The organism is Streptomyces sp. NPDC096339, from assembly GCF_044762985.1.
GTDB lineage: Bacteria > Actinomycetota > Actinomycetes > Streptomycetales > Streptomycetaceae > Streptomyces.
This window is the reverse complement of sequence record NZ_JBIWFI010000021.1, coordinates 68,508-89,798: the sequence shown is the minus strand read 5'-3', so window position 1 is coordinate 89,798 and position 21,291 is coordinate 68,508. Positions and strand designations below refer to the sequence as shown.

22 protein-coding genes and 1 pseudogene are annotated in these 21,291 nt (G+C 73.1%); 6 read left to right on the top strand and 17 right to left on the bottom strand.

The features are described from left to right. Positions 1 to 20 precede the first annotated feature (20 nt). The 9 genes from ACIQ5Y_RS24720 to ACIQ5Y_RS24680 are packed head-to-tail and all read right to left on the bottom strand — an operon-like array spanning position 21 to position 9,013. The gene (locus tag ACIQ5Y_RS24720; protein WP_403884349.1) at positions 21 to 1,166 is read right to left on the bottom strand and encodes a histidinol-phosphate transaminase; all 1,146 of its coding nucleotides are present in this window, start codon (positions 1,164 to 1,166) and stop codon (positions 21 to 23) included. Positions 1,167 to 1,182: 16 nt separating this feature from the next. Next, positions 1,183 to 3,441: an FAD/NAD(P)-binding protein gene (locus tag ACIQ5Y_RS24715; protein WP_403884347.1), complete on the bottom strand. Its 2,259-nt coding sequence runs from the start codon at positions 3,439 to 3,441 to the stop codon at positions 1,183 to 1,185. Next, positions 3,438 to 4,610, bottom strand: a complete 1,173-nt coding sequence (locus tag ACIQ5Y_RS24710; protein ID WP_403884344.1) for a 2-aminoethylphosphonate aminotransferase — start codon at positions 4,608 to 4,610, stop codon at positions 3,438 to 3,440. The genes ACIQ5Y_RS24715 and ACIQ5Y_RS24710 overlap by 4 nt, the downstream gene beginning before the upstream one ends. Further along, positions 4,607 to 5,791, bottom strand: a complete 1,185-nt coding sequence (gene aepY, locus ACIQ5Y_RS24705; protein ID WP_403884341.1) for a phosphonopyruvate decarboxylase — start codon at positions 5,789 to 5,791, stop codon at positions 4,607 to 4,609. The genes ACIQ5Y_RS24710 and aepY overlap by 4 nt, the downstream gene beginning before the upstream one ends. Continuing rightward, positions 5,788 to 6,687, bottom strand: coding sequence for an isocitrate lyase/phosphoenolpyruvate mutase family protein (locus ACIQ5Y_RS24700; protein WP_403884340.1), 900 nt, complete (start codon positions 6,685 to 6,687; stop codon positions 5,788 to 5,790). The genes aepY and ACIQ5Y_RS24700 overlap by 4 nt, the downstream gene beginning before the upstream one ends. A gap of 41 nt (positions 6,688 to 6,728) precedes the next feature. Beyond that, the gene (locus ACIQ5Y_RS24695; RefSeq protein WP_403884337.1) at positions 6,729 to 8,153 is read right to left on the bottom strand and encodes a class I tRNA ligase family protein; all 1,425 of its coding nucleotides are present in this window, start codon (positions 8,151 to 8,153) and stop codon (positions 6,729 to 6,731) included. Next, on the bottom strand, positions 8,150 to 8,515 hold the full coding sequence (locus ACIQ5Y_RS24690; RefSeq protein WP_403884334.1) for a cupin domain-containing protein: 366 nt from the start codon (positions 8,513 to 8,515) through the stop codon (positions 8,150 to 8,152). The genes ACIQ5Y_RS24695 and ACIQ5Y_RS24690 overlap by 4 nt, the downstream gene beginning before the upstream one ends. After that, on the bottom strand, positions 8,512 to 8,829 hold the full coding sequence (locus tag ACIQ5Y_RS24685) for a hypothetical protein (protein ID WP_403884332.1): 318 nt from the start codon (positions 8,827 to 8,829) through the stop codon (positions 8,512 to 8,514). The genes ACIQ5Y_RS24690 and ACIQ5Y_RS24685 overlap by 4 nt, the downstream gene beginning before the upstream one ends. 16 nt (positions 8,830 to 8,845) lie before the next feature. Next, a complete protein-coding gene (locus ACIQ5Y_RS24680; RefSeq protein WP_384726826.1) occupies positions 8,846 to 9,013 on the bottom strand; it encodes a hypothetical protein in 168 nt (55 codons plus the stop codon). A gap of 506 nt (positions 9,014 to 9,519) precedes the next feature. On the opposite strand from ACIQ5Y_RS24680, the gene ACIQ5Y_RS24675 reads away from it, so the two are divergent. The 3 genes from ACIQ5Y_RS24675 (at position 9,520) to ACIQ5Y_RS24665 (ending at position 11,754) form a co-directional block, all read left to right on the top strand. Beyond that, positions 9,520 to 10,503, top strand: coding sequence for a LuxR C-terminal-related transcriptional regulator (locus tag ACIQ5Y_RS24675; protein ID WP_403884469.1), 984 nt, complete (start codon positions 9,520 to 9,522; stop codon positions 10,501 to 10,503). A 111-nt stretch (positions 10,504 to 10,614) separates the two neighbouring features. Next, positions 10,615 to 11,463 (top strand): EamA family transporter, encoded by an 849-nt coding sequence (locus ACIQ5Y_RS24670; protein ID WP_403884466.1) that lies wholly within the window; start codon positions 10,615 to 10,617, stop codon positions 11,461 to 11,463. A gap of 33 nt (positions 11,464 to 11,496) precedes the next feature. Further along, entirely contained in the window at positions 11,497 to 11,754 is a 258-nt protein-coding gene (locus tag ACIQ5Y_RS24665) for a hypothetical protein (protein WP_403884328.1), read from the top strand. A gap of 10 nt (positions 11,755 to 11,764) precedes the next feature. On the opposite strand, the gene ACIQ5Y_RS24660 is transcribed toward ACIQ5Y_RS24665, so the two are convergent. The 5 genes from ACIQ5Y_RS24660 to ACIQ5Y_RS24640 all read right to left on the bottom strand — a co-directional run bounded on the left by ACIQ5Y_RS24660 (position 11,765) and on the right by ACIQ5Y_RS24640 (position 14,873). Continuing rightward, on the bottom strand, positions 11,765 to 11,941 hold the full coding sequence (locus ACIQ5Y_RS24660) for a DUF6126 family protein (protein WP_403884325.1): 177 nt from the start codon (positions 11,939 to 11,941) through the stop codon (positions 11,765 to 11,767). A 66-nt stretch (positions 11,942 to 12,007) separates the two neighbouring features. Then, a complete protein-coding gene (locus tag ACIQ5Y_RS24655) occupies positions 12,008 to 12,634 on the bottom strand; it encodes a TetR/AcrR family transcriptional regulator (protein WP_403884322.1) in 627 nt (208 codons plus the stop codon). After that, complete coding sequence (locus tag ACIQ5Y_RS24650) at positions 12,631 to 13,734, bottom strand: saccharopine dehydrogenase (RefSeq protein WP_403884319.1); 1,104 nt, start codon at positions 13,732 to 13,734, stop codon at positions 12,631 to 12,633. Before ACIQ5Y_RS24650 ends, ACIQ5Y_RS24655 begins: the two co-directional genes overlap by 4 nt. Before the next feature lie 70 nt (positions 13,735 to 13,804). Further along, on the bottom strand, positions 13,805 to 14,389 hold the full coding sequence (locus ACIQ5Y_RS24645) for an isochorismatase family protein (protein WP_403884316.1): 585 nt from the start codon (positions 14,387 to 14,389) through the stop codon (positions 13,805 to 13,807). Positions 14,390 to 14,447: 58 nt separating this feature from the next. Beyond that, the gene (locus tag ACIQ5Y_RS24640; protein ID WP_403884313.1) at positions 14,448 to 14,873 is read right to left on the bottom strand and encodes a MarR family winged helix-turn-helix transcriptional regulator; all 426 of its coding nucleotides are present in this window, start codon (positions 14,871 to 14,873) and stop codon (positions 14,448 to 14,450) included. A gap of 83 nt (positions 14,874 to 14,956) precedes the next feature. On the opposite strand from ACIQ5Y_RS24640, the gene ACIQ5Y_RS24635 reads away from it, so the two are divergent. Next, complete coding sequence (locus tag ACIQ5Y_RS24635; protein ID WP_403884310.1) at positions 14,957 to 15,529, top strand: DUF6434 domain-containing protein; 573 nt, start codon at positions 14,957 to 14,959, stop codon at positions 15,527 to 15,529. A gap of 2 nt (positions 15,530 to 15,531) precedes the next feature. On the opposite strand, the gene ACIQ5Y_RS24630 is transcribed toward ACIQ5Y_RS24635, so the two are convergent. Then, on the bottom strand, positions 15,532 to 16,779 hold the full coding sequence (locus ACIQ5Y_RS24630; RefSeq protein WP_403884307.1) for an MFS transporter: 1,248 nt from the start codon (positions 16,777 to 16,779) through the stop codon (positions 15,532 to 15,534). A gap of 135 nt (positions 16,780 to 16,914) precedes the next feature. On the opposite strand from ACIQ5Y_RS24630, the gene ACIQ5Y_RS24625 reads away from it, so the two are divergent. Continuing rightward, positions 16,915 to 17,664 (top strand): AraC family transcriptional regulator, encoded by a 750-nt coding sequence (locus tag ACIQ5Y_RS24625; RefSeq protein WP_403884304.1) that lies wholly within the window; start codon positions 16,915 to 16,917, stop codon positions 17,662 to 17,664. On the opposite strand, the gene ACIQ5Y_RS24620 is transcribed toward ACIQ5Y_RS24625, so the two are convergent. Then, positions 17,649 to 18,215, bottom strand: a complete 567-nt coding sequence (locus ACIQ5Y_RS24620; RefSeq protein WP_403884301.1) for a dihydrofolate reductase family protein — start codon at positions 18,213 to 18,215, stop codon at positions 17,649 to 17,651. The genes ACIQ5Y_RS24625 and ACIQ5Y_RS24620 overlap by 16 nt on opposite strands. 28 nt (positions 18,216 to 18,243) lie before the next feature. Between ACIQ5Y_RS24620 and ACIQ5Y_RS24615 the strand changes: the two genes are divergently transcribed. After that, the gene (locus ACIQ5Y_RS24615; protein ID WP_403884298.1) at positions 18,244 to 19,377 is read left to right on the top strand and encodes an enoyl-CoA hydratase/isomerase family protein; all 1,134 of its coding nucleotides are present in this window, start codon (positions 18,244 to 18,246) and stop codon (positions 19,375 to 19,377) included. Here ACIQ5Y_RS24615 and ACIQ5Y_RS24610 read toward each other — a convergent pair. Then, a pseudogene (locus tag ACIQ5Y_RS24610) lies at positions 19,364 to 21,050 on the bottom strand (ATP-binding cassette domain-containing protein); the annotation flags it as partial. The gene ACIQ5Y_RS24615 and the pseudogene ACIQ5Y_RS24610 sit on opposite strands and share 14 nt — an antisense overlap. Between the last annotated feature and the right edge of the window lie 241 nt (positions 21,051 to 21,291).

Here is a 21,291-nt window from a genome sequence, read left to right as displayed (position 1 = left end):
CGTGCCCGCCCGCCGGTGGGTCAGCCGCCCAGCACGTCCTGGAGGGCGTGGCGGAACGCGGCCATGTCGTCCGGGGTGCCGATCGACACGCGCAGCCAGCCGTCGGGGCCGGCCTCGCGGATCAGGACACCCCGCTCCAGCAGTCCGCGCCACACCGCGTGCCGGTCGTCGAAGGTGCCGAACAGCACGAAGTTCGCGTCGGAGTCGGCGGCGCGCAGGCCGATGCCGCGCAGCCAGTCCACGGTGGCGTCCCGCTCGGCACGCAACTCGGCCACCCGGCCCAGGAGTTCCTTGCGGTTGGCGAGCGCGGCGCGCGCCGTCGCCTGGGCCACGGCGGACAGGTGGTACGGCAGTCGTACGATGCGCAGCGCGTCCACCACGGCCCGGTGCGCGGCGAGGTAGCCCAGCCGGCCGCCGGCCAGCGCGAACGCCTTGCTCATCGTGCGGCTCACGATCAGCTTCGGCCGGTGCGGCAGCAGCGTCACCGCGCTCGGCACGCCGTCGCGGCGGAACTCGGCGTACGCCTCGTCGACCACCACCATGCCGGGGGCCGCGTCCAGCACGGCTTCGATGTCGCCCAGCGGCAGTGCGGTGCCCGTCGGGTTGTTCGGCGAGGTCAGGAAGACCACGGAGGGCCGGTGTTCGGCGATCGCGTCCAGGACGTGGCCGAGGTCCAGACCGAAGTCATCGGTACGCCGCCCGGCCGCCCACGTGGTGAGCGTGTTGCGCGAGTACTCCGGGTACATCGGGTAGTGCGGCGCGAAGCCCAGGGCCGTGCGGCCCGGGCCGCCGAAGGCCTGGAGGACCTGCTGGAGCACCTCGTTGGAGCCGTTGCCCGCCCACACCTGCTCGGCGGCCAGATCCACCCCGGTGTCCTCGGCCAGATAGCCGGCCAGATCGCCGCGCAGGCCCGGGAACTCGCGGTCCGGGTAGCGGTGCAGCTGCCGGGCCGCCCCGGCGACGGCGGCCGCGATGTCGGCCACCACCCGCTCCGACGGCGCGTACGGGTTCTCGTTGACGTTCAGCAGTACGGGCACGTCCAACTGCGGTGCGCCGTACGGCTCCTCGCCGCGCAGGGCGTCGCGCAGCGGCAGCTCGGCCAGGGTGATCTCCGCCCAGGGCGCGGGGGTCGCGCCCGGGGTGTTCCGGGTGTGCTGGGTGCTCATCGGGGGTCTTCGTTCCTTACGCGGTGGTCCGGTGGTCGGCCGGGGGGCGGCGCGCCGGCCGGGCGGCCGTACGGCTCGTCCAGAAGCGGCGCTGCCACTCGGCCAGCTCTCGCATCACATAGTGGTCGCAGGCCGGCCGCAGTGCGGACAGCAGGAAGGACCTGGCGCCCTCGGCGGGCGGCCCGAGCAGGGTGATCCGCCGCTCGACCGTGCCGTCGGCGCGTACCGGGTGGGACTCGGGCGTCAGATCGATCCCGCCCGGCTCGAAGGCCCCGCCGTCGGCGGACTCGTTGCGCCAGAGCCGCAGCGTCCCGGCGGCCGCGAGGTTGCGGTAGAGCGGGGCGGCGTCCCGGGCCGGGTCGAAGGCGTGCAACCGGGCGTCGGCCAACGTGTCCAGCAGGAAGGACGCCCCGGTGACCGGGCCGTCCACCCGGAACCGCCCGCTGCCCGGATCGGGGGAGACCCGGGCGCCCGGTCCGCAGGACAGGTCGAGCAGGCCGTGCCGGGCCAGGGCCTGCATCCGGGCCATCACCTCCGGCGCCGCGCCGTTGGCGAGCCGGTTGTGGTGGCGAAGGTAGCGCTCGGTGAAGGTGCGCTGGGAGGCCGCGGTCAGGCCCGCGTCGTCCACCGCGTACGAGATCACCCCGCGCAGGTCGCGCCAGACACCGTCGGCCGCGGCCTTGTGCGGGTTGTCGAGGTTGCCCTGGTCCGCCCAGTGCTGGTCGCGGTCCATGAAGTCGAGCACAGCGACCCGGTAGCGGTCCGGGTCGGTCAGGTCCTCGGGGCCGATCGGGTCGAGGGCCGCGGACCAGCCGAACCGGTTCCCGGCCGGGCCGTGGTCCAGCAGCCAGGGCGAGGTCCAGCCCGCGAAGGCCCGGTGCAGGGCCGCGGGGTCCGCGCGCAGGGCGAGGGTCTGGGCCTGGGCGTCGGGCCCGAAGACCACGCCGACCCAGCGGGCCAGCAGTTCCTCGGTGTCGAGCCCGGGCACGGCCACGGGATCCGCCCCCGGACGGCCGCAGAGCGCCGCCTCCAGTACCGCGACGATCTCGTCCACGGCGGCTTCCAGCGGGGCCTGCAGCGACTCCGGCCCGGCCGCGCCCGAGCGCCGCCCGGCCAGGAACTCCCGGTACCCGGGCTCCGCCCGCTCGGCGAGCAGCCGGCCCGCCGCGGGCCCGAAGAGCGTGGTGTAGTGCAGGTGGGCCATCTCCAGCACGATGACGGGCAGCACGTCCCGCTCGAAGTCGAGCTGACGCCGGACCGTACCGCCCGCCGGGCCGCCCGGCACCCCGGCCGATTCCCGCAGCCGGTCCACCGCGCCCTCGGTGAGGAAGACCCCCCGGTGCTCCAGCAACTCCGGGTTGATCTCCTTGTAGTTGACCGGACGGGTGAAGGTGAACAGCCCCGAGCCGCTGAACGCCACGATCGAGGCGGGCTCCTCGCCGCTCGGCACGTACCGCAGCCCGAACCGGGCATCGTGCTCGAACCGGCCGCCCCGCCCCTCCGTGAGGTGCAGGATCTCGTCGATCGCGGTCAGCCCCGTCCCGGCGCAGCCGACGACCGCGCCGAGGCCGGTGATCTCCTGCGGCAGCGCCCGGTCCAGGGGGTAGGCGTACGGGACGTACGCCGCGCCCGACGTGCGCGCGAACTCCGTGAACCGGCGTGCCCTGGGCGACAGTTCGGGATCGTGGTGGGTGTGGCCGGTGAGCAGCAGCACCTGGTCCGCCGGGTACGCGCCGCTGTCCGCCGTCACGACGCGCAGCCGCCCGCCGGGGGGTGCGGCGTCCTCCACGAGGTCCACCACCTCGACCGCGTGCAGCCGCACCGTCACCCCCGGGTGGGCGCGCAGGTCCCGTACGAAGGCGCCGAACATGTCCTGGAGGGCCAGCCCGTGGACGTACCGCTTGGGCCAGTCCTCCGGGCCGAGGTCGAAATCGGGCTCGCCGGTGGACTCGTACCGGCGCCGGCACCACTCGTACAGCGTGGGGCGCTCCCCGGCCGGTCGCAGCGGGCCCGCGCCGCGCACCGTCTCGTCGGCGGCGAAACCGACCTGGCTGCTGATCCGGTTGAGGTAGCTGGTCCTCGGCTGCGAGGGGCTGTGCGCAAGCCCCGAGCCGAACTCACCGCTGCGCTCGAAGACCCGTACCTCCAGACGGCCTTCGGGGCCGAGCCGGTCGAGGGTCGCGGAGAGCCGCTCCAGGGCGTACGTGGCCCGGGGGCCGCCGCCGATCACGGCCAGGCGGAACGGCTCTTCGACCGGGGGGACCGGGGTGCTCACGAGGCCCGCCCCGGGAGGGCGGCGGCCGCTCCCGCGAGGACGGGTGCGAGGACGGCCAGGAAGCGGTCGATGTCCTGCTCCGTCATGTCGCCCATGGTGGAGAGCCGGAAGTGGTCGGAGGCCAGTTGCTCCTGAGCCGTGTAGATCACGAACCCCTCGGCCTTGAGGGCGGCGTGCAGCGCACGGTAGGTCAGGCCCTCGGGGAGCCGGATCGCGGTGAGGCCGGCCGCCCGGTGCTCCGGGGCGAGCAGGATGTCCAGGCCCAGGGCGTCCAGCCCGGACCGCAGCCGCTCGGCCAGGCCCCGGTAGCGTTCGCCCCGGGCCCGGACCCCTTCGGCGAGGGCCAGGTCCAGCGCCCGGTCGAAGGCGTAGAAGGCCGGGATGCCCGGGGTGAAGGCGGGGGCGACGGCCAGCTCCTGCGCCTTGAAGTGCCGGTACAGGTCGAGGTAGTAGGTCCGCCGGGGCAGCTCGGCGAGGGCCGCGAACGCGTCCCGCCGGGCGACGACGAATCCGAGCCCCGGCATGCCCTCCAGGCACTTGTTGGCGGAGCCGACCAGCCAGTCGATGCCGTCCCCGGCCAGGTCGACGTGCTCGGCGCCGACACTGCTGACGGCGTCGACGATCACCTGGCGGCCGTGCCGGTGCGCGGCCCCCGCGATCGCGGAGAGGTCGTTGAGCATGCCGGTGCTGGTCTCGTGGTGCACCACGCCGACGTGGGTCAGGGCCGGATCGGCGGCGAGCGCCTCCTCCACGGCGGCCGGGTCGACGGGGACGCCCCAGCCGAACTCCAGCCGCCGGACGCGGATGCCGTGGACCACGGCGATGTCGTGCAGGCGCTCGCCGTAGTGGCCGTTGTCGAGTACGAGGATCCCGCCGTCGGCGGGGACGACGGAGGCGATCGCCGCCTCCACCGCGCCCGTCCCCGAACCGGTCAGCACCACCGAGGCGTGCTCGGCCCCGCCGCCGCTGACCTCGGTGGCCTTGCGGCGGACCCGGGTCATCAGCTCGGCGAACTCGGGCTCCCGGTGACACAGGTCGGGACCGGCCAGCGCCGCCCGCACCCGGTCGTCCGTGACCACGGGGCCGGGGTTCATGAGCACCTGGCGGCGGGGCGGTGCGGTCCGCTCGGCCGCGCCGAGGCGTACGGGTTCTTCGGTGATCGCGGTCATGCGGTGATCGCCTCCTGGAAGCGGGCGGCCGAAAGCGGCGGGGTCAGGGCGGGGCGGCCGAGGTTCGGGTCGGAGCCCGCGGCGATCCGGACCCGGACGAGGGCCGGGCCGGCGGCGCCGGCCGCGGTGCGCAGGGCGGCGCGCAGCGAGGCGGCGTCGTCCACGTCGGCGGTGGCCCGGTAGCCGCAGGCCGCCGCCACTCCGGCGAAGTCGAGCCGCCCGGAACCGGTGGGCTGGCCGCCCGTGGACTCGTACGCCTCGTTGTCGAGCAGTACGTGCAGCAGGTTCCCCGGAGCCAGGCGGCCGATGGTGGCCAGCGCCTCCAGCCGCATCAGGGCCGCGCCGTCGCCGTCCAGCACCACCACCCGGCGGTCGGGTGCGTGCAGCGCGACCCCGAGCGCCACGCTCGACGCACAGCCCATCGAGCCGACCACGTACAGGTTCTCCGGCCGGTCCCAGTCGCGTTCGAGCTCGCGCGCCGTCTTGCCGGTGGTGGCCACCAGCAGGCTCCGCTCGCCCACGGCCCGGACCACCTCGCCGATCGCCTCGGCGCGCAGCATCAGCCCCCCGGCCGGGGCGGGAGCGGCCTTCGCGCCGCGGTAGGGGGCGACCGCGCCCTTGGGCACCACGAACGCGAACGGCAGGCCGGTGTCCGCCATGTGCTCGGCGGCCACGCGCAGCCGCTGCGCCAGCAGTTCCTCGTCGGTCGGCAGCGGCTCGTGGCGGATCTCCATCGAGGTGAGCAGCTCGGGGGTGATCCGGCCCATCAGCTCGTGCTGCGGCTCGTCCGGGCGCCCGGGCTCCCCGCGCCAGGTCACCAGCAGCAGCACGGGCAGCCGCAGGGTGTGGCAGAGCGAGGTGAGCGGGTTGACGGTGTTGCCGAGGCCCGAGTTCTGCAGGATCACCACCGGCCGGCGGCCGGCCAGGCGGGCACCGGCGGCGATGGCCACGGCCTCGCCCTCGTTGGCGGCGATCGTGTACAGCTCGGGGTGGTGGTCCTCCAGGTGGCTGATCACGGGCCCGAGGAAGGAGCAGGGCACTCCGGTGAAGGGGCCGAAACCGGCGGCGATCAGGCCGTCCACCAGCCGGCCCGGATCGACGGCCGCGGCGGCGGTGACCACGGCGGCGGTGACCGCGGCGGGGGTCACCGGCCGGGCGGGGGCCAGGGTCCCCGCGCTCATGCGCTCTGCTTCATGAAGCGGGCCTCGTCCGCCAGCAGCTGGGTCATGCCCTGAAGGTCGAAGACGGTCGACAGCGGGGCGATACGGTCCTCGACACCGGTGCTGCGCCCGTCGCGCAGGATGGTCTCGAAGGTCTCGGTGACGGCGTTGATCCCGGCGCGCAGACCCTGGTTGGCGTAGATGACCATCTTCGCGCCCGCCTCGGCCAGCTCGTCGGCGGTGACGGTGTGGTAGGTGGTCGGCACCACGACCACGGGGGTCGGCAGCCGCCAGGCGTGGAGGAACTCCAGGATCGGCTCCGGGGAGCTGCCCTTGGCGTGGATCAGCACCGCGTCCGCGCCCGCCTCCACGTACGCCTCACCGCGGCGCAGCGCCTCGTCCATGCCCCAGCCCGCGATGAGCGCCTCGATCCGGGCGATCACCATCAGGTCGGGGTCGCGCTGCACGCTCTTGGCGGCCGCCAGCTTCCCGCAGAACTCGGCCACGGAGGCCAGCTCCTGACGGGCCGACATGAAGCTGTTCACCTTGGGGAAGCGCTTGTCCTCGATCGAGACGGCGGCGATCCCGGCCGCCTCGTACCGGCGGATCATGTGCATCACGTTGTTGGCGTTGCCGTAGCCCGCGTCGCAGTCGGCCACCACCGGGATGCCCACCGCCGAGGCCAGGGACTCGGCCACCGCGTGCAGTTCCGTCATGGTCAGGATGTCGGTGTCCGGGAGCCCCTGGGACGCGGAGATCTCCAGTCCGCTCGACCAGACGCCGTCGAAGCCCGCCCGCTCGGCGAGGCGCGCGCCCAGCGGATTGTGGGCGCCGACGATCCGGACGGCGCCGGGGCGGGCGAAGAGCTCGCGGAGCGCGGCGGGGCCGGTCTGGAGGGTGGTCTGTGCAGTGTTCACGGGTGTGTTCCTTGGAGAGAGCGGGGGGTGGGACGGGTGGGTCAGCCCAGCAGCAGGCGGTCGGCGAGCGAGGTGAGGAAGCCGTCGATCGCGTCGGCCTCGGCCTCGGCTTCGGCCACGGCCACGGCCGCGGCTTCGGGGCGGCTCGCGGCGGACTCCCGCAGGTGTGCGGAGTACAGCCGGCCCTTGTCGAAGACGTTCAGCAGTTCGTCGACGCCGAACCGCGCCGGCGCGGTCAGCGGAACCAGCCGGTCCAGCAGCACCTGGACGGCCCCGCTCGCGGGCGCCTCAGGCGCGGCCTTGCCGGGGGAGCGCAGGTGCGTGGTGGTGTAGTTCTTCTCCGCGTACTCCGGGCAGGCGGCGGCCAGATTGGTGCGGAGCGCCGGCAGTTCGCCCTCGGCCAGCAGGTCGGCGGCCCAGATGGCGTTGTTGCGGCTGGAGGAGACCTTGGCGTCGTTCAACAGCATGAAGTAACTGGCCTGGAGGGCTTCCGGGACCATGCCGGGCAGGCCCAGCCGGTCGGAGAGGTAGGGGAAGAGGAAGGCGTAGTAGTAGGAGTTGTCGACCCCGAAGAAGTTGACCACCGTCGGAGGGGATTCCAGGGCGTTGAACTCGGCCACGATGTCCGCGAATTCCTGCCCGGTGTCGATGCCGGTGATCCGCAGGACGGAGTAGAGGTGGCCGAAGTAGATCTCGATCCACGGGTTGAGCGCGGCCTTGACCCCCTTCGGGAAGACCCCGTAGTCGGTGGCGAAACCCAGTCCGAGGGAGTGGGGCGCGAGGCCCCGGAAGAGCGACTCCAGCCGCCGGTGGCCGGCCGCCTTCGGGCCCATCAGCCCGGCGATCCGGGCGATGTCCTGCGCGCCGATCGGCAGGCACTGGCCCGCCCGCTCGTCGGAGACGGTGTGCTCACCGCTGCCGCACGTCCCGCAGACGGGGCCGACCATGGTGGCGTACTCCTGCGGGACGCAGCAGTTCTCGCACACGTTCTGGAAGGCGTCGTGCAGGCAACGGCCGCAGTTGCCGCGGAGGTTCGCCTCGAACAGCGGGGTACGGCAGTCGGCGCAGAACCTCGCCGGGGCGTCGGCCACCGGCACCCGGTCCACCAGGTACTCGACGGCCGAGTCGAGGAAGCGCAGGTACTCGGGTGCCTCGTTGTCGATGAACAGGTCGTGGTCGATGCCGAAGGAGGTGAAGTCGGCCTTGATCCCGACGCGGATCTCGGCCATGAACTCGTCCACGTCCCGGCCGAGCTGGCGCGCCTTCTTGGGCACGTAGCTCTGGTACGTGTCGATGTGCGACACGTGGTGCACCTCGCGCCCGCCCAGGTGGCGGACCAGCCGGGTGTACAGGTCGGCGCGCAGGTACGGGCCGGCCACGTGGCCGATGTGCAGGCGGCCGTTCGGGGTCGGGGGCGGGGTGACGACGACCAGCGGCCCCTGGCCGGAACGGGTGGCGGAGCTCATGCGGCCGCCCCCTCGGGGGAAACGGCACGCCACCACACGCTGAACAGCCGGATCTTCTCCTCCGAGGTATTGGTGAAGGAATGCGACTGCCCGATCCGGGCGAAGCCGACATCACCGGCGCGCAGCTCCTGCTTCACCCCGTCGAGGGTGAACTCCGCCGTTCCGTCGAGAAGCAGGAAGATCTCCTCGACCCGCTCCTTGTTGATGTGTTCGCGAACGGTTTCACCGGGCCCGAACTCGCTGATCGCGGCGCCCATCGCCTCCTTCAGGGGTGAGGTGAGCGCCATGAGTTCCGTGAACCGGCGCACCATGACGTCGTACTCCTCTTTGTACTTGTCGGGCTCGTGTCGATCGATGGTCATGAGGGGAATTCCATTCTCTGGAGGTGGTGAAATTCATCGGTCTCGCCGGATTCGCCGAGCATCCGCCAGGCGGGGAGCAGGTCCCCGAGGCCCAGCAGCCTGCGGCACAGTTCCCGTGCCGCCGAGGCTGCCTCGGCGGGACTGTCGAGGGCGTGGAAGAAGACGAGCTCGACCCGGCCCGGCGCGCTCCGCGCATAGATGTGCTCGGGCGCCTCGGCGGGGCCGGCCACCTCCCGCAACAGGGCGGTCAGCAGGGAGGTGTCCAACTTCCCGGGTGGCGCGGGGGCGTTGGTGGTGAGGGTTACCCGGCTCATCTGCACCGGGAGCGCCTCAGTCCCAGTTGAGGTTGTTGGTGACCGCGGTGACCGGCGCCGTGACCGGGCCGGCGGCGGACAGGGCGGTGGCGGCCGGGGTGCCGAGGGCGAGCGCGGCGACGGCCGAGACCAGGGCCGAGAAGGCGAGGAGGCGGGCCGTGCGGACGGTGACGAGGATCGGCATGGGGTTTCTCCCGTTGAGGTGGCGCGGACGGTCGAGGACCGCGGACGTCGAACCGGCCGCGAATTCCGACCGAAAGGCCCGGGCAATTCGGTGTGGCGGTCCGTTCCCGCCGGCGCCGCCCGGTTGCCCTGACGTCGAGAAGTCTGCTCGAGGCAATCCGGCGGTGGAAGTGGTTCCGGGTGGCACCAAATTCCCCCTGGCACCTCGGTGCCAGATATCCCGACGGCACCCGGATTCCAGCTCGGCCCCGCTGTTCCGGTCGGGTCATCTGGAATTCATCTGGAATACACACCTGGAGTCGCCGCAACCGGCAAGATCATCGGGTTGACCCCGACCGGCGGACCGCCCGTGCCTCACCACGCACGGGCCAGGGCCCCGCCCGCGTCCCCGTTCCTCGCGCACCACCCAGCGCCGCGAAGTACCGGCCGCTTCACACGCGCAGGTACGAGACGCAGGACGTGCACGGCAGGCGAGAACGTGCATGACAGGGACAGGGGACCGTGGGGATGTTGCTCGAGGGGCTGGGACTGGACCGGCAGACCGAGGGCGTCTACCGGCTGATGCTGACCAACCACCGCTGGGGAGTCGCCGAACTCGCCTCGCGGCAAGGGGTGAGCGACGCGGTACTGCGCGGATGCCTGGACCGGCTCGCCGAGCTCAGACTGCTGACCCCCTCCGCCGAACCGGGAGAGCTCAGACCCGTACACCCGAAAGCCGGGCTGCAGGCCCTGCTACAGGGGCGGGAGGCGGAACTCCAGCTCCGGCAGGCCGAACTGGAACAGGCCAAGGAGGCCGTGGCCTGCCTGATCGACGAGTTCAGCGACCTGTACTCCGGCAACCGGCAACGGCACGCCGAGCAGTTGATCGGCATGGCGGCCATCACCGCCAGGATCGAGGCACTGGCCCGCGAGGCCGGATCGGAGTGCCTGACCTTCAACCCCGGCGGCGCCCAGTCGCACGAGAGCCTGGAGGCCAGCAAGCCGCTCGACCGAGACGTCATCGGACGGGGCGTCACCATGCGCACGGTCTACCTCGACAGCGTCCGCAACGACAGCGTGACCACCGAGTACGCGGGCTGGCTGACCGACCTCGGCGCCGAGGTCAGGACCGTTCCGACGCTGCCGCTGCGGATGCTGCTCATCGACCGTGAGGTCGCGCTGGTCCCGGTGGACCCGGGCAACACCCGCAAGGGCGCCGTCCAGCTCAGCGGGAGCGGCGTCGTGGCCGGGCTCGTCGCGCTGTTCGAGCGCGTCTGGGAGTCGGCGGCGCCTCTCGGCGCCGGCCCGGAACGCGACGAGCAGGGCCTGACCCCCCAGCAGCAGGAACTGCTCCGGCTGCTCGGCGAAGGGCTCACCGACGCGGCGGCCGGCAACCGGCTGGGACTCTCCCTGCGCACCGTCCGCCGGATGATGGCCGAGCTGATGGAACGCCTCGACGCCCAGAGCCGGTTCGTCGCCGGACTCCGCGCCGGCCGCCGCGGCTGGCTCTGACCGCCACCGCCACCGCCACCGCCCGCGGCCCGCTCTCCCTTCCCCACCCACCACTTCCCGGAGCCATTGATGGACACCCCCATGCCCCTCGCCCTGCCGGCGGCGCCCGAGGTGACGATGCTCGTCCCCGCGGTCGTCCTGCTCGCCGCGCTCATGCACGCGAGCTGGAACGCGGTGGCGCACGCGATCAAGGACAAACTGCTCGGCTTCGCCCTGATCAACCTCGCCTACCTGCTCTTCGCCATCGTCCTGGCCTGCTTCGTACCGGTGCCGCCCGCCGGCGCCTGGCCCTTCATCGCGGGATCGGCCGCCCTTCAGGTCGTCTACCAGCTGATGCTGCTCCAGGCGTACAAGCTGGGCGACTTCGGGCAGATGTACCCGATAGCCCGCGGCACCTCGCCCTGGGTGGTCGCCGTCGTGGCCACGCTGCTGCTCGGCCAGGTGCTGCCGGGCCCGCAACTGGCGGGCGTCCTCGTCATCTCCGCCGGCCTGATCGGCCTCACCCTGGCCAACGGCGTACCGGGCCGCAGGCACCTGCCCGCCCTCGCCGCCGCCGTCGGCACCGGCGTGCTGATCGCCTGCTACACGCTGCTCGACGGCGTCGGCGTCCGCCACTCCGACACCGTGCCCGGCTACGTCGCATGGACCCTGCTGCTACAGGCGCCGGTCATCCCGCTCATCGCCTTCGCCGTCCGCCGCCGGTCCCTGCTGAACGACCTGCGGCCCGTCGCCGCCCGTGGCCTGATCGGCGGGGTGCTCTCGCTGTCCGCGTACGGGCTGGTGGTCTGGGCACAGGCCTACGGGACTCTGGCCGGCGTCTCGGCCCTGCGCGAGACGAGCATCGTCTTCGCCGCCCTGATCGGCAGCGTGGTCTTCCGGGAGCGGCTGGGCCGGGTGCGGCTCGCCGCGAGCGCCACCGTGCTGGCGGGCATCGTGCTGCTCAACCTCGGCTTCGGCTGAGCGGACGCGTCCCCGGCCGCCTACGGTCGAGGTATGAGCGAGATTGTCGTCGTTTACGAGCTCGACAAGCCGACGGCGGCCGATGCCGAACCGTCCGTGCTCCGCGTGCACGCCGTGCCCGCCGCCCCGGGGATGGCGGCCGTCGCCGGGCCCCGCACCTACTGCGGCCGGGACACCTTCGCCATGGAGGTGTCCCGGTGGAGGCCCGCCGACCATCCGGGGACCGCGTGGTACGACCCGCAGTACGCGGACCTGGTCTGCGCCGCCTGTGAGGAGGCCGTCGGCGGCTGATCCGGGCGGGCTACTTCTTCGCGTGCTCTCCGAGGAAGAAGAGCAGGTAGACGAAGCCCGCGAACACGTGCGTGCCGAAGATGTAGAAGAAGGCCCGCAGCGCCACGCCGCGCTCCAGCCACCTGGCCTCGGTCCTCGCCCCGGACTCGCCGTCCGGGTTCGGGGCGGCCGCGTCGGCTTCGGTCATCTCTCGGTCTCCAAGGGCGGTCCGGCGCGGCCTCGCGGCACCTGACGATGGCGGAACCCCGCAATGCTAGCCGTCGGCCGGGCCCCGTGCCTCCGGTGCGTCCTCGCCGAGCACGCCGAGCAGGGTGTGGCGCAGCAGGGCGTCGCTGCCCGGGTCCGGGCGGCCGGCGAGGCCGGAGCGGAACAGCGACGACCCCTCCATCAGCATGACGAACACGTCGGCCCGCGCCCGCGCCGCCCCGGGCGCCAGGCCCGGCGACCGGCCGATGACGAACTCGGCCACGTGGGCGGCGTACGCGGCGTAGAAGCCGCGCACCGCCTCGGCTGCCGCCGCGTCGTGGGCGGCCATGGCCCAGACCTCGGTGAACAGCCGCATCATGGCCGGATCCTGCTGCTCGGCGAGGAGGGCGTCGAGGACGGCCGGGAGGTCGGCGCCCGCCGTGGAGGTGAGGCCTGCCACGCGCTCCAGGGAAGTCGCGAGGATCCGGTCGAGCAGCGCCGCCAGCAGGTCCGTGCGGGTCGGGAAGTAGTACTGGAGGTGGCCGAGCCGGACTCCGGCCTCGTCCGCGACCGTACGCATCGTGAGCTCGGCCCCGCCCGAGGAGGTCAGGATCCGCTCCGCGGCGTCCAGCAGGGCCGTGCGCCGCTGCCGGCCCTTCGGGGTGGGCGCGGGCGGGGTGGCCGCGGCGCTCACGCGGCGGCCCCGCTGCCTGCGGCTTCGGCCGGGTCGTCGGCCCGGTCGACGGTGAGGTGGACGCCGTGGGCCGCGAGCAGGCTCTCGGCACGGGCCGGGTCCGGGTGCTGCTCGGGGAAGACCACGCCGTTGCAGGCCCGGTGCCCGTCGGTGCCGAGTACGCGGCGCAGCCCCAGCAGGGCCCCGACCGCCGTCAGGTGGCTCTGCCCGCGGGCGTCGGTCACCGTCGCGCTCAGGCCGCGTCCGCCGTGGGAGACGTCCACGCGGAGCAGGGCCGTACCGCCCTCGCCGGGCGAGTGGAGCAGGGCCCGGCGTGCGGGAGCCCAGCGGTCGCCGCCGGCCCAGCGGAAGAAGCCCGTTCCCCGCAGGGCGAGCAGCGCACGGGTGGCCGCCGGGGAGCTGAAGCCGATGCGGGTGGCGGCGGTGGTGGTGCCCAGGGTCAGCGGGAGCGTGAACTGTTCCGGGGTGTCGATGCGGGCGACGCGTACGGGCGTGCCGTCGATGAGGACCGTGCGGGCGTCCGTGAGCGGCGCGGCGAGCCGCCGCCGGCCGTCGTCCACCACCTCGAAGCCCACGCCGAGCCGGTCCATGAACTCCACGGAGTCCGCGCCGGCCCGGTCGGCCATGTCCCACCGCACGGCCGTCTCCACCCGGTCGGCACCGCCCAGCTCGGCCGCCAGCGAGGCCGCCACCAGGCTGACCACCCCGCCCATCCAGGCGGAGGACAGCAGCACGGGGGAGGTGGGCCGCATCAGCGCGGCCACGGTGACAGCCCGCTGCAGCCGTGCCGTCCAGCGCGTGATGTCCACGTACGGGATGCCGGCGGAGACGGCCGCGCGCAGCACCCGGTCGTCGGGGTCGTTCACCGAGTTGATCACGGCCCGTACGCCCGCGTGGAACGGGGCGGGGTCGCCGAGGTCCCAGGCGCGCACCTCGCCCCCGAGTTCATCGGCCAGGGCCCGGCCCCGCTCGGGCGAGCGGCCGGTGAGCAGGACGGGGGCGTCGGCTGCGGCCATACGGGCGATTTCGGCGCCGACGGTCCCGTACCCGCCGGTGATCAGAACGGGGCCGGCGGCGTCGTGACGCAGTGAGTCAGTCATGATCCGGATTCTAGGTCGATCGACCTAAGAAAACCAGGTCGATCGACCTAGGAATGAACTGCGCTCTTCGTCAGGAACTCAGGGCGGCGAGGATCTCCTCCGTGGTGCTGACCTTGCCGATGCGCGGGAAGATCTTGCCGAAGGTGTGGGCGTGGGAGTCGGCGTCCAGGTCGGCGGTGGCGTCCTCGGCGAAGACCAGGTCGTAGCTGAGCTCCCAGGCCGTACGGGCGGTGGATTCGACGCCGACGCTGGTGGAGATCCCGGCCAGCACGATGCGGTGGATGCCGCGGCGGCGCAGCTGGAGGTCGAGTTCGGTCCCGGTGAAGGCGCCCCAGTGGCGCTTGGTCACGACCACGTCGCCGAGGGCGGCGAGTTCGGCGGGGATCTCGGAGAACGCGGCGGGCGGCGCGGTGAGCGGACCGGGGCGGTCCACGTCGACGGTGGGCAGGTCGCCGCCGTCGGGGGACCAGGCCACCTTGATCAGGACCACTGGCAGCTTGCGGGCGTGGAAGGCCTCGGCGAGTGCGATGCCCTTCTCGAGGATCTCGGCGGAGGGCTTGGCCGTGGGCATGGCCATGATGCCGGTCTGCAGGTCGATGAGGACCAGGGCGGTGTCGTCTCCGAGGGCGAGACGGTTCGGGTCGGTGGCGGTCATGCGGGCTCCTTCGGGCGTTCGATCTCGGTTCGGGTCTCGAATGCGGTGTGACCGCGGGTCAGTCCTCGGCCAGGCGCCGCAGCAGCGGGACGGCTTCCGCGAGCCGGTGCTGTTCGGCCGGGCTCAGTCGTTCGGTGATCAGCTCGGCTATCCGGTTCTGCCCGGCCTGGCGGCGTTCGCGGACGCAGATCCGCCCCTCGGGGGTGAGGGAGATGAGCAACTGGCGGCCGTCGGTGGGGTGCGGGGTCCGCGTGACGTAGCCGTCGGCCTGCAGCGCGTTGACCGTGGCGATCACCGACTGGGGTCGGATCTTCTCGGCCCGCGCCAGATCCGAGGCGGTGCACGGGCCCAGCCGCTCCAGCCGTTTCAGTACGGACACCTGTGACAGGGTCACGCCGGTGCCGGCGGCGGCCCGCACCTGGCGGAGCAGCATGCCGAGTGCGAGTTGGAGCTCTTCGGCGGTGTCGGATGAGGTCGCAGGCATGATCCAAAACTAGGAGATGTGCAGTCAAACTTGCAAGGTTGCCTTATTGATTGCCGCTTCGCGCCTTCCGCTACGATGCGAACGTGCGTACGAATGCGGAAGAATCCCGGCCGTCCCTGACGCCGCACCTGACCGGCGCCGAACTGCTGCGCTGGTACTGGACGCTGGCCGAACTGAGCGCGCTGGCACGGGAGATGGGGCTGTCGGCCGGGGGAGGCAAGGTCGCCGTCACCGCCCGGCTCGCCGCCGCGCTCGACGGCGTGCCCGAACCGGCAGCGGCCCCCCTCGCGCCCGAGCGGCCCGTGGCGCGCCGGACGGGACGCCAACTCGCCGCGCCCGTCGACGGCCGGACCGTGATCCCGCCGGGGCAGCGGTGCAGCCAGGTGCTCCGGGAGTACTTCACGCGGGAGATCGGCCCCGGCTTCCACTTCGACGCCTTCATGCGCGACTACATCGCCGGACACGCGGGACACACCCTGGCCGAGGCCGTCGCCCACTGGCACACCACCCGGGCGCGGGCGGCCGAACCACGGGAAGTGGCGGCCCAGTTCGAGTTCAACCGCTTCCTGCGCGCCTGGCACGCCGACCACCCCGGCGGCACCCGGGGCGAGGCCCTGGACGCCTGGAAGGCGCACCGGGCCCGGCCCCGGGACTGACCTCAGCGGGCCGGATCCGGCTCCACGTCCGGCTCCGGCAGCCGCCGCGCCAGAGCCCACGCCAGCACCGGGAGCACGGCCAGCGGCAGCAGCGCCGTGCGCAGCGAAGCGGCGTCCGCGGCCGCGCCGATGAGCGGGCTCGCCAGGCCGCCCACGCTGACGGTCAGGCCGAGCGTGACCCCGCTCGCCGTACCCATGCGCGTCGGGAGGTAGTCCTGGCCCAGGGTGACCTGGAGGGAGAACGGCACGTACAGCGCGGTGGCGGCGAGCGCCGCGCAGACGGGCACCAGGGGCAGCGGCAGGAACAGGATCCCCGCGACGGCGGGCACCGCCGCGGCGTAGGCCCGGCGGACGGTGGCGGCCCGGCCCCACCGGCCGGCCAGCAGGCCACCGAGCAGCGTCCCGCCGGCGCTGCCCGCGAAGAGCGCGAACAGGGCGACCGACCCGGTGGTTCCGCCGCCGCCGCGCTCCGTCACGTACAGGGCGACGAAGGTGCTCAGGCCCGTGAACACGACCGACCGGACGACCACCACCAGGGAGAGCAGGAGGAAGGCCCGCCGGTTCTCCTGCGGGGCGGCCGCCAGGGAATCCTCCGGCCGGGCCGGCGTACGGGAATCGGCCGCGGTGACCGGGGCGGGGGGCCTGCCCACCAGGACGCCGAGCGCGGCGGGCAGGGCGAGCAGGCACCAGCCGGTCGGCCCGGGAACCGCCAGCGCGGCCATGACCAGCAGCGGCGCGCAGGCGAAGCCGATGTTCCCGCCGAGCGCGAACCAGCTCATCACCGAGTGCCCGGACCCGCCGAAGGCGGTGCGCACCGCCCGCGCGGCCGCCGGGTGGTAGGCGGCCACGCCGAGCCCCGACAGGGCCACGGCCGCCACCGTGGCCGGATACCCGGCATCCAGACCGACGAGGGCGATGCCGAGCCCCGACGCCGCCGTGGCGAGGGGGATCAGCCAGGGCGTCGGCCGGCGGTCGGTCAGCATCCCGAACAGGGGCTGGACCACGGAGGAGAGCAGCGAGGCGGCCAACACGATGCCGGACGCGGCGGCGTACCCGTAGGCGCGCTCCGACACGAGGAAGGGCACGAGCGCGGCGACGGCGCCCTGGTAGACGTCCACGCACGAGTGGCCGGCCGCGAACGCGGCGACACGGCGGCGGCCGGGAGCCGGGGATCGCGCCGCAACCGGATGCGACGGCTCGGGCGGGCCGACGGCGGGCTGCGCGGAGGCCGAGGGCCCTACGGAGGCCAAGGGCCGCACGGAGGGCAAGGGCCCGGCAGGATTCGAGGAGTTCACAGGGGTCACAGGGTTCACGGGCTTCACTGGCTTCACGAATCGACAATCGCCGTCGGCGATGCCCTCGCGCTTCCGATAAATTGCCGCGTGATGCAGAAAATCCGCCATACGCCCCGCGCCGCGACGAGCGTCCTCGAACTCGACACCGACCTCGGGGTCGATCCGCACCACCACGACGACCACCAGATCGCCTACGCGGGCTCCGGGGTCTTGTCGATCACCACCGACGCCGGTACCTGGCTGGCCCCCGCGACCCGGGCCCTGTGGATCCCCGCCGGGACCGTCCACGAACACCGCGCCTTCGGCCGTACCGACCTGCACTGCGTGGGCCTGCCGACCAGCCTCAACCCGCTGTCCCTGGACGCGCCGGCCGTCATCGCCGTCGGCCCGCTGCTGCGCGAGCTGATCCTCGCCTACACCCGTGACCCGCAGGACGACACCCCGGAGCGGCGCCGGCTGCTCGCGGTCCTCCTCGACCGGTTGCGCTCCTCCCCGCTCCAGCCGCTGCACCTGCCCGCCCCCGCCGACCCCCGCCTCGCGGCGGTGTGCGCGCTGCTGCACGCCGACCCCGGCGACCCGAGGGGGCTGGCCGCACTCGCGGCGGCGGCCGGGGCGGGGGCCGGCGAGCGGACGCTGAGCCGGCTGTTCCGCGCCGAACTGGGGATGACGTTCCCGCAGTGGCGCACCCAGCTGAGGCTGCACCACGCACTGCGGCTGCTCGCGACCGGCAACCCGGTGACGGCGGTGGCGCACCGCTGCGGATGGTCGTCCGCGAGCGCCTTCATCGACGTCTTCCGGCGTGCCTTCGGGCAGACGCCGGGCGCCTACGGCCGCTCGTAGGTCAGCAGCACCACACCGTTGCCGAAGGCGTGTGTCCCCGTCAGGCGCAGCGGAACGTGGGCGTCGGCGGGCCGGAAGAGGGGTCTGCCGCGGCCGATGCGCACCGGGTGCACGTAGATCCGGTACGCGTCGACGAGGTCGAGGCGCAGGAAGGTGGCGGCGAGATCGGACCCGCCCAGGATCAGGTCGCCGCCGGGCTCGGCCTTGAGCGCGGCGACCTCCTCCGGTACGACGTCACGCAGGACGGTGGTGTTCCAGTCGGCCTCGCCCGGCGGGAGGGTGCGCGAGTACACGTACTTCGGCATGGACCGCCAGATCCCGGCGAACTCGGCCACCGGCCCCGCGTTGGCCGGGTCGGCGTCGGCCGTGGGCCAGAAGTCGGTCATCAGCTCGTGCGTGACGCGGCCGCTGAGCAGACCGCCCATCGGGCGGATCACGTCGTTCATGTGCTGGTGCAGCTCTTCGTCGACGCAGTGCCAGTCGATCTGCCGCTCGGGCCCCTCGAAGAAGCCTTCGAGGGACATGCCACTCATCAGGATGATCTTCCGCATACCGCTCCACGCTACATACTGTGCCGGTGTGAAGAGCTCAGATGACACGGGGAACACCGGAAACACCGGGAACACCGGAAACACCGGGCAGACAGGCGACACCGGGAACGCAGGCGACACCGTCCTGTTCGAAGTCCGGGGTCGGACGGGGGTGGTCACCCTCAACCGCCCCAGGGCCCTCAACGCCCTCACCCACCCCATGGTGCTGCGGATCGACGAGGTCCTCACCGGCTGGGAGGACGACCCCGCCGTCCACCAGGTGCTGATCCGCGGGGCCGGCGAGCGCGGGCTGTGCGCGGGCGGGGACATCCGCGCCATCCACGACGACGCCAAGGCCGGAACCACCGCCTCCGCGGACTTCTGGCGCGACGAGTACCGACTCAACGCGCACATCGCCCGCTACCGGAAGCCGTACGTCGCCCTCATGGACGGCATCGTGATGGGCGGCGGCGTCGGCGTCTCGGCGCACGGCTCCGTCCGCGTCGTCACCGAACGCTCCCGCGTCGCGATGCCCGAGACCGGCATCGGCTTCGTGCCCGACGTCGGCGGCACCTGGCTGCTCGCCCGCGCCCCCGGCCTCCTCGGCACCCATCTCGCCCTCACCGGCACCGCGGTGGGCGCCGCCGACGCGATCCTGTGCGGGCTCGCCGACCACTTCGTACCGGCCGCCCGGCTCCCGGAGCTCGCCGCCGAACTCGCCGCTGCCCCGGCCTCGGAGGTCCTCCCGCGCCACGCGGCCGTGCCCCCGCCCGGCGAACTCGCCGAGCGGCGGGCCTGGATCGACCGCTGCTACGCGGCGGACACCGTCGAGGAGATCGTCGAGCGGCTCCACGCCGAAGGGGACCCGGCCGCCAAGGAGACCGCCGAGACGATCCTGGCCAAGTCCCCGACCGCGCTCAAGACCACCCTCGCCGCGCTGCGCCGGGCCGCGGAACCGAAGAGCCTGCCCCAGGCGCTGGCCCAGGAGTTCCGGGTGTCCTGCAACGCGCTGACCTCCCCCGACCTGGTGGAGGGCATCCGGGCCCAGGTCGTCGACAAGGACCGCAGCCCCCGTTGGTCCCCGGCCCGGCTGGAGGAGGTCGCCGACGCCGAGGTGGAGCGGTTCTTCGCCCCGCTCGGCGCCGGCCGCGAGCTCACCTTCCCCGACCTCAGCCCCTGTTGACGTACTCCCGAAGGTGGCGGGCGGTCAGCGTGTCGGCCCCCGCCACCAGATCGGACGGGGTGCCCTCGAAGACCACCCGGCCGCCGTCGTGGCCGCCGCCCGGGCCGATGTCGATCAGCCAGTCGGCGTGGGCCATCACCGCCTGGTGGTGCTCGATGACGATCACGGAGTTCCCGTCGTCGACGAGCCGGTCCAGCAGGGCGAGCAGCTTGTCGACGTCGGCCATGTGCAGCCCGGTCGTCGGCTCGTCCAGGATGTACGTCGAGGACTTCTCCGCCATGCTGATGGCGAGCTTGAGCCGCTGGCGTTCACCGCCGGACAGGGTGTTCAGCGGCTGCCCGAGCCGTACGTACCCCAGCCCCACGTCGGCGAGGCGGCCCAGGACGGTACGGGCCTGGCCGGTGGTGAAGAACTCGTACGCCTCCGCCACCGGCATGTCGAGCACCTCGCCGATGTTCTTGCCGCGCAGCAGGTACGTGAGCACCTCGGGCGTGAACCGCTTGCCCTCGGTACTCCTCGCAGACCGAGGACACCGCGTCCATCATCGCCAGATCCGTGAAGACCAGCCCGAGCCCGTTGCAGTTCGGGCAGGCGCCCTCCGAATTCGCGCTGAACAGCGCCGCCTTGACCCCGTTGGCCTTGGCGAAGGCGGTCCGGATCGGCCCCAGCAGGCCGGTGTACGTGGCCGGGTTGGAGCGGCGCGAACCGCGGATCGGCGACTGGTCGGCGACCACCACCCCCTCCCGCCCGGCCAGGTAGCCGTGGATCAGCGAGCTCTTGCCGGAGCCGGCGACCCCGGTCACCACGGTCAGCACCCCGAGCGGCACGTCCACGCTGACGTCCTTCAGGTTGTGCAGGTCGGCGCCCTTCACCGAGAGCGTCCCGCGCGGCTCGCGCACCGACTCCCCGAGCCGTGCCCGGTGTTCCAGGTGTCGGCCGGTGAGGGTGCCGGAGGTGCGCAGCCCGGCCACGTCCCCGCTGTAGCAGAGCTCCCCGCCGGCCGTGCCCGCGCCCGGACCGAGGTCGACGACGTGGTCGGCGATCGCGATGACCTCCGGCTTGTGCTCCACCACCAGCACCGTGTTGCCCTTGTCGCGCAGCCGCAGCAGCAGGTCGTTCATCCGCCGGATGTCGTGCGGGTGCAGGCCGGTGGTGGGCTCGTCGAAGACGTACGTGACGTCCGTGAGCGCGGAGCCGAGATGGCGCACCATCTTGACCCGCTGCGCCTCGCCGCCGGACAGGGTTCCGGCGGGGCGGTCCAGGCTGAGGTAGCCGAGGCCGATCTCGACGAGGGAGTCGAGCAGGTCGCGCAGGTTCGCCAGCAGGGGCGCCACGGCCGGGTCCTCGATCCGGCGGACGAAGGCGGCGAGGTCGCTGATCTGCATCGCCGAGCACTCGGCGATGTTCACCCCGTCGATCCGGGAGGAGAGCGCGGCCGCGGACAGGCGGGTGCCGGCGCAGTCCGGGCAGGCGGTGAAGACGACGGCACGGTCCACGAACGCCCGGATGTGGGGCTGCATGGACTCGCGGTCCTTGGACAGGTAGGTGCGGGCCACCTTGGTGACGAGGCCCTCGTAGGTGAAGTTGTTCGGCCCGACCTTCACCTTCACCGCGCTCTTGTGCAGGAAGTCCGACCACTCCTGCTCGGTGAAGTCCTTCAGCTTCGTGTCGGGCGATTGAAGTTCTCTCCCGCGTAAACGCGGGAGATTCCTGCCTACCTCGCGGTGGCGGGCTTGACGCGGCGTGCGCGTGAACGGGGGAGCACTGGGCGAGATCAGAGGTAGAACTCCTCGCGTGGGCGGTGTTAACAGCCGCCAGACCGACGAGGAGTGGTGGGCCGTCAGCGCCCCCCCTGCTGGAACGGGCCATGGACCCCGACCGCTACCCCCTCGCCGGCCGCGTCGGCAGCGCGGT

Excerpts from the sequence above, each read along its gene's own strand:
- ACIQ5Y_RS24720 (WP_403884349.1), bottom strand. The coding sequence starts at position 1,166 with ATGAGCACCCAGCACACCCGGAACACCCCGGGCGCGACCCCCGCGCCC.
- ACIQ5Y_RS24710 (WP_403884344.1), bottom strand. The coding sequence starts at position 4,610 with ATGACCGCGATCACCGAAGAACCCGTACGCCTCGGCGCGGCCGAGCGG.
- aepY (WP_403884341.1), bottom strand. The coding sequence starts at position 5,791 with ATGAGCGCGGGGACCCTGGCCCCCGCCCGGCCGGTGACCCCCGCCGCG.
- ACIQ5Y_RS24695 (WP_403884337.1), bottom strand. The coding sequence starts at position 8,153 with ATGAGCTCCGCCACCCGTTCCGGCCAGGGGCCGCTGGTCGTCGTCACC.
- ACIQ5Y_RS24690 (WP_403884334.1), bottom strand. The coding sequence starts at position 8,515 with ATGACCATCGATCGACACGAGCCCGACAAGTACAAAGAGGAGTACGAC.
- ACIQ5Y_RS24685 (WP_403884332.1), bottom strand. The coding sequence starts at position 8,829 with ATGAGCCGGGTAACCCTCACCACCAACGCCCCCGCGCCACCCGGGAAG.
- ACIQ5Y_RS24680 (WP_384726826.1), bottom strand. The coding sequence starts at position 9,013 with ATGCCGATCCTCGTCACCGTCCGCACGGCCCGCCTCCTCGCCTTCTCG.
- ACIQ5Y_RS24675 (WP_403884469.1), top strand. The coding sequence starts at position 9,520 with ATGTTGCTCGAGGGGCTGGGACTGGACCGGCAGACCGAGGGCGTCTAC.
- ACIQ5Y_RS24665 (WP_403884328.1), top strand. The coding sequence starts at position 11,497 with ATGAGCGAGATTGTCGTCGTTTACGAGCTCGACAAGCCGACGGCGGCC.
- ACIQ5Y_RS24660 (WP_403884325.1), bottom strand. The coding sequence starts at position 11,941 with ATGACCGAAGCCGACGCGGCCGCCCCGAACCCGGACGGCGAGTCCGGG.
- ACIQ5Y_RS24650 (WP_403884319.1), bottom strand. The coding sequence starts at position 13,734 with ATGACTGACTCACTGCGTCACGACGCCGCCGGCCCCGTTCTGATCACC.
- ACIQ5Y_RS24645 (WP_403884316.1), bottom strand. The coding sequence starts at position 14,389 with ATGACCGCCACCGACCCGAACCGTCTCGCCCTCGGAGACGACACCGCC.
- ACIQ5Y_RS24640 (WP_403884313.1), bottom strand. The coding sequence starts at position 14,873 with ATGCCTGCGACCTCATCCGACACCGCCGAAGAGCTCCAACTCGCACTC.
- ACIQ5Y_RS24625 (WP_403884304.1), top strand. The coding sequence starts at position 16,915 with ATGCAGAAAATCCGCCATACGCCCCGCGCCGCGACGAGCGTCCTCGAA.
- ACIQ5Y_RS24620 (WP_403884301.1), bottom strand. The coding sequence starts at position 18,215 with ATGCGGAAGATCATCCTGATGAGTGGCATGTCCCTCGAAGGCTTCTTC.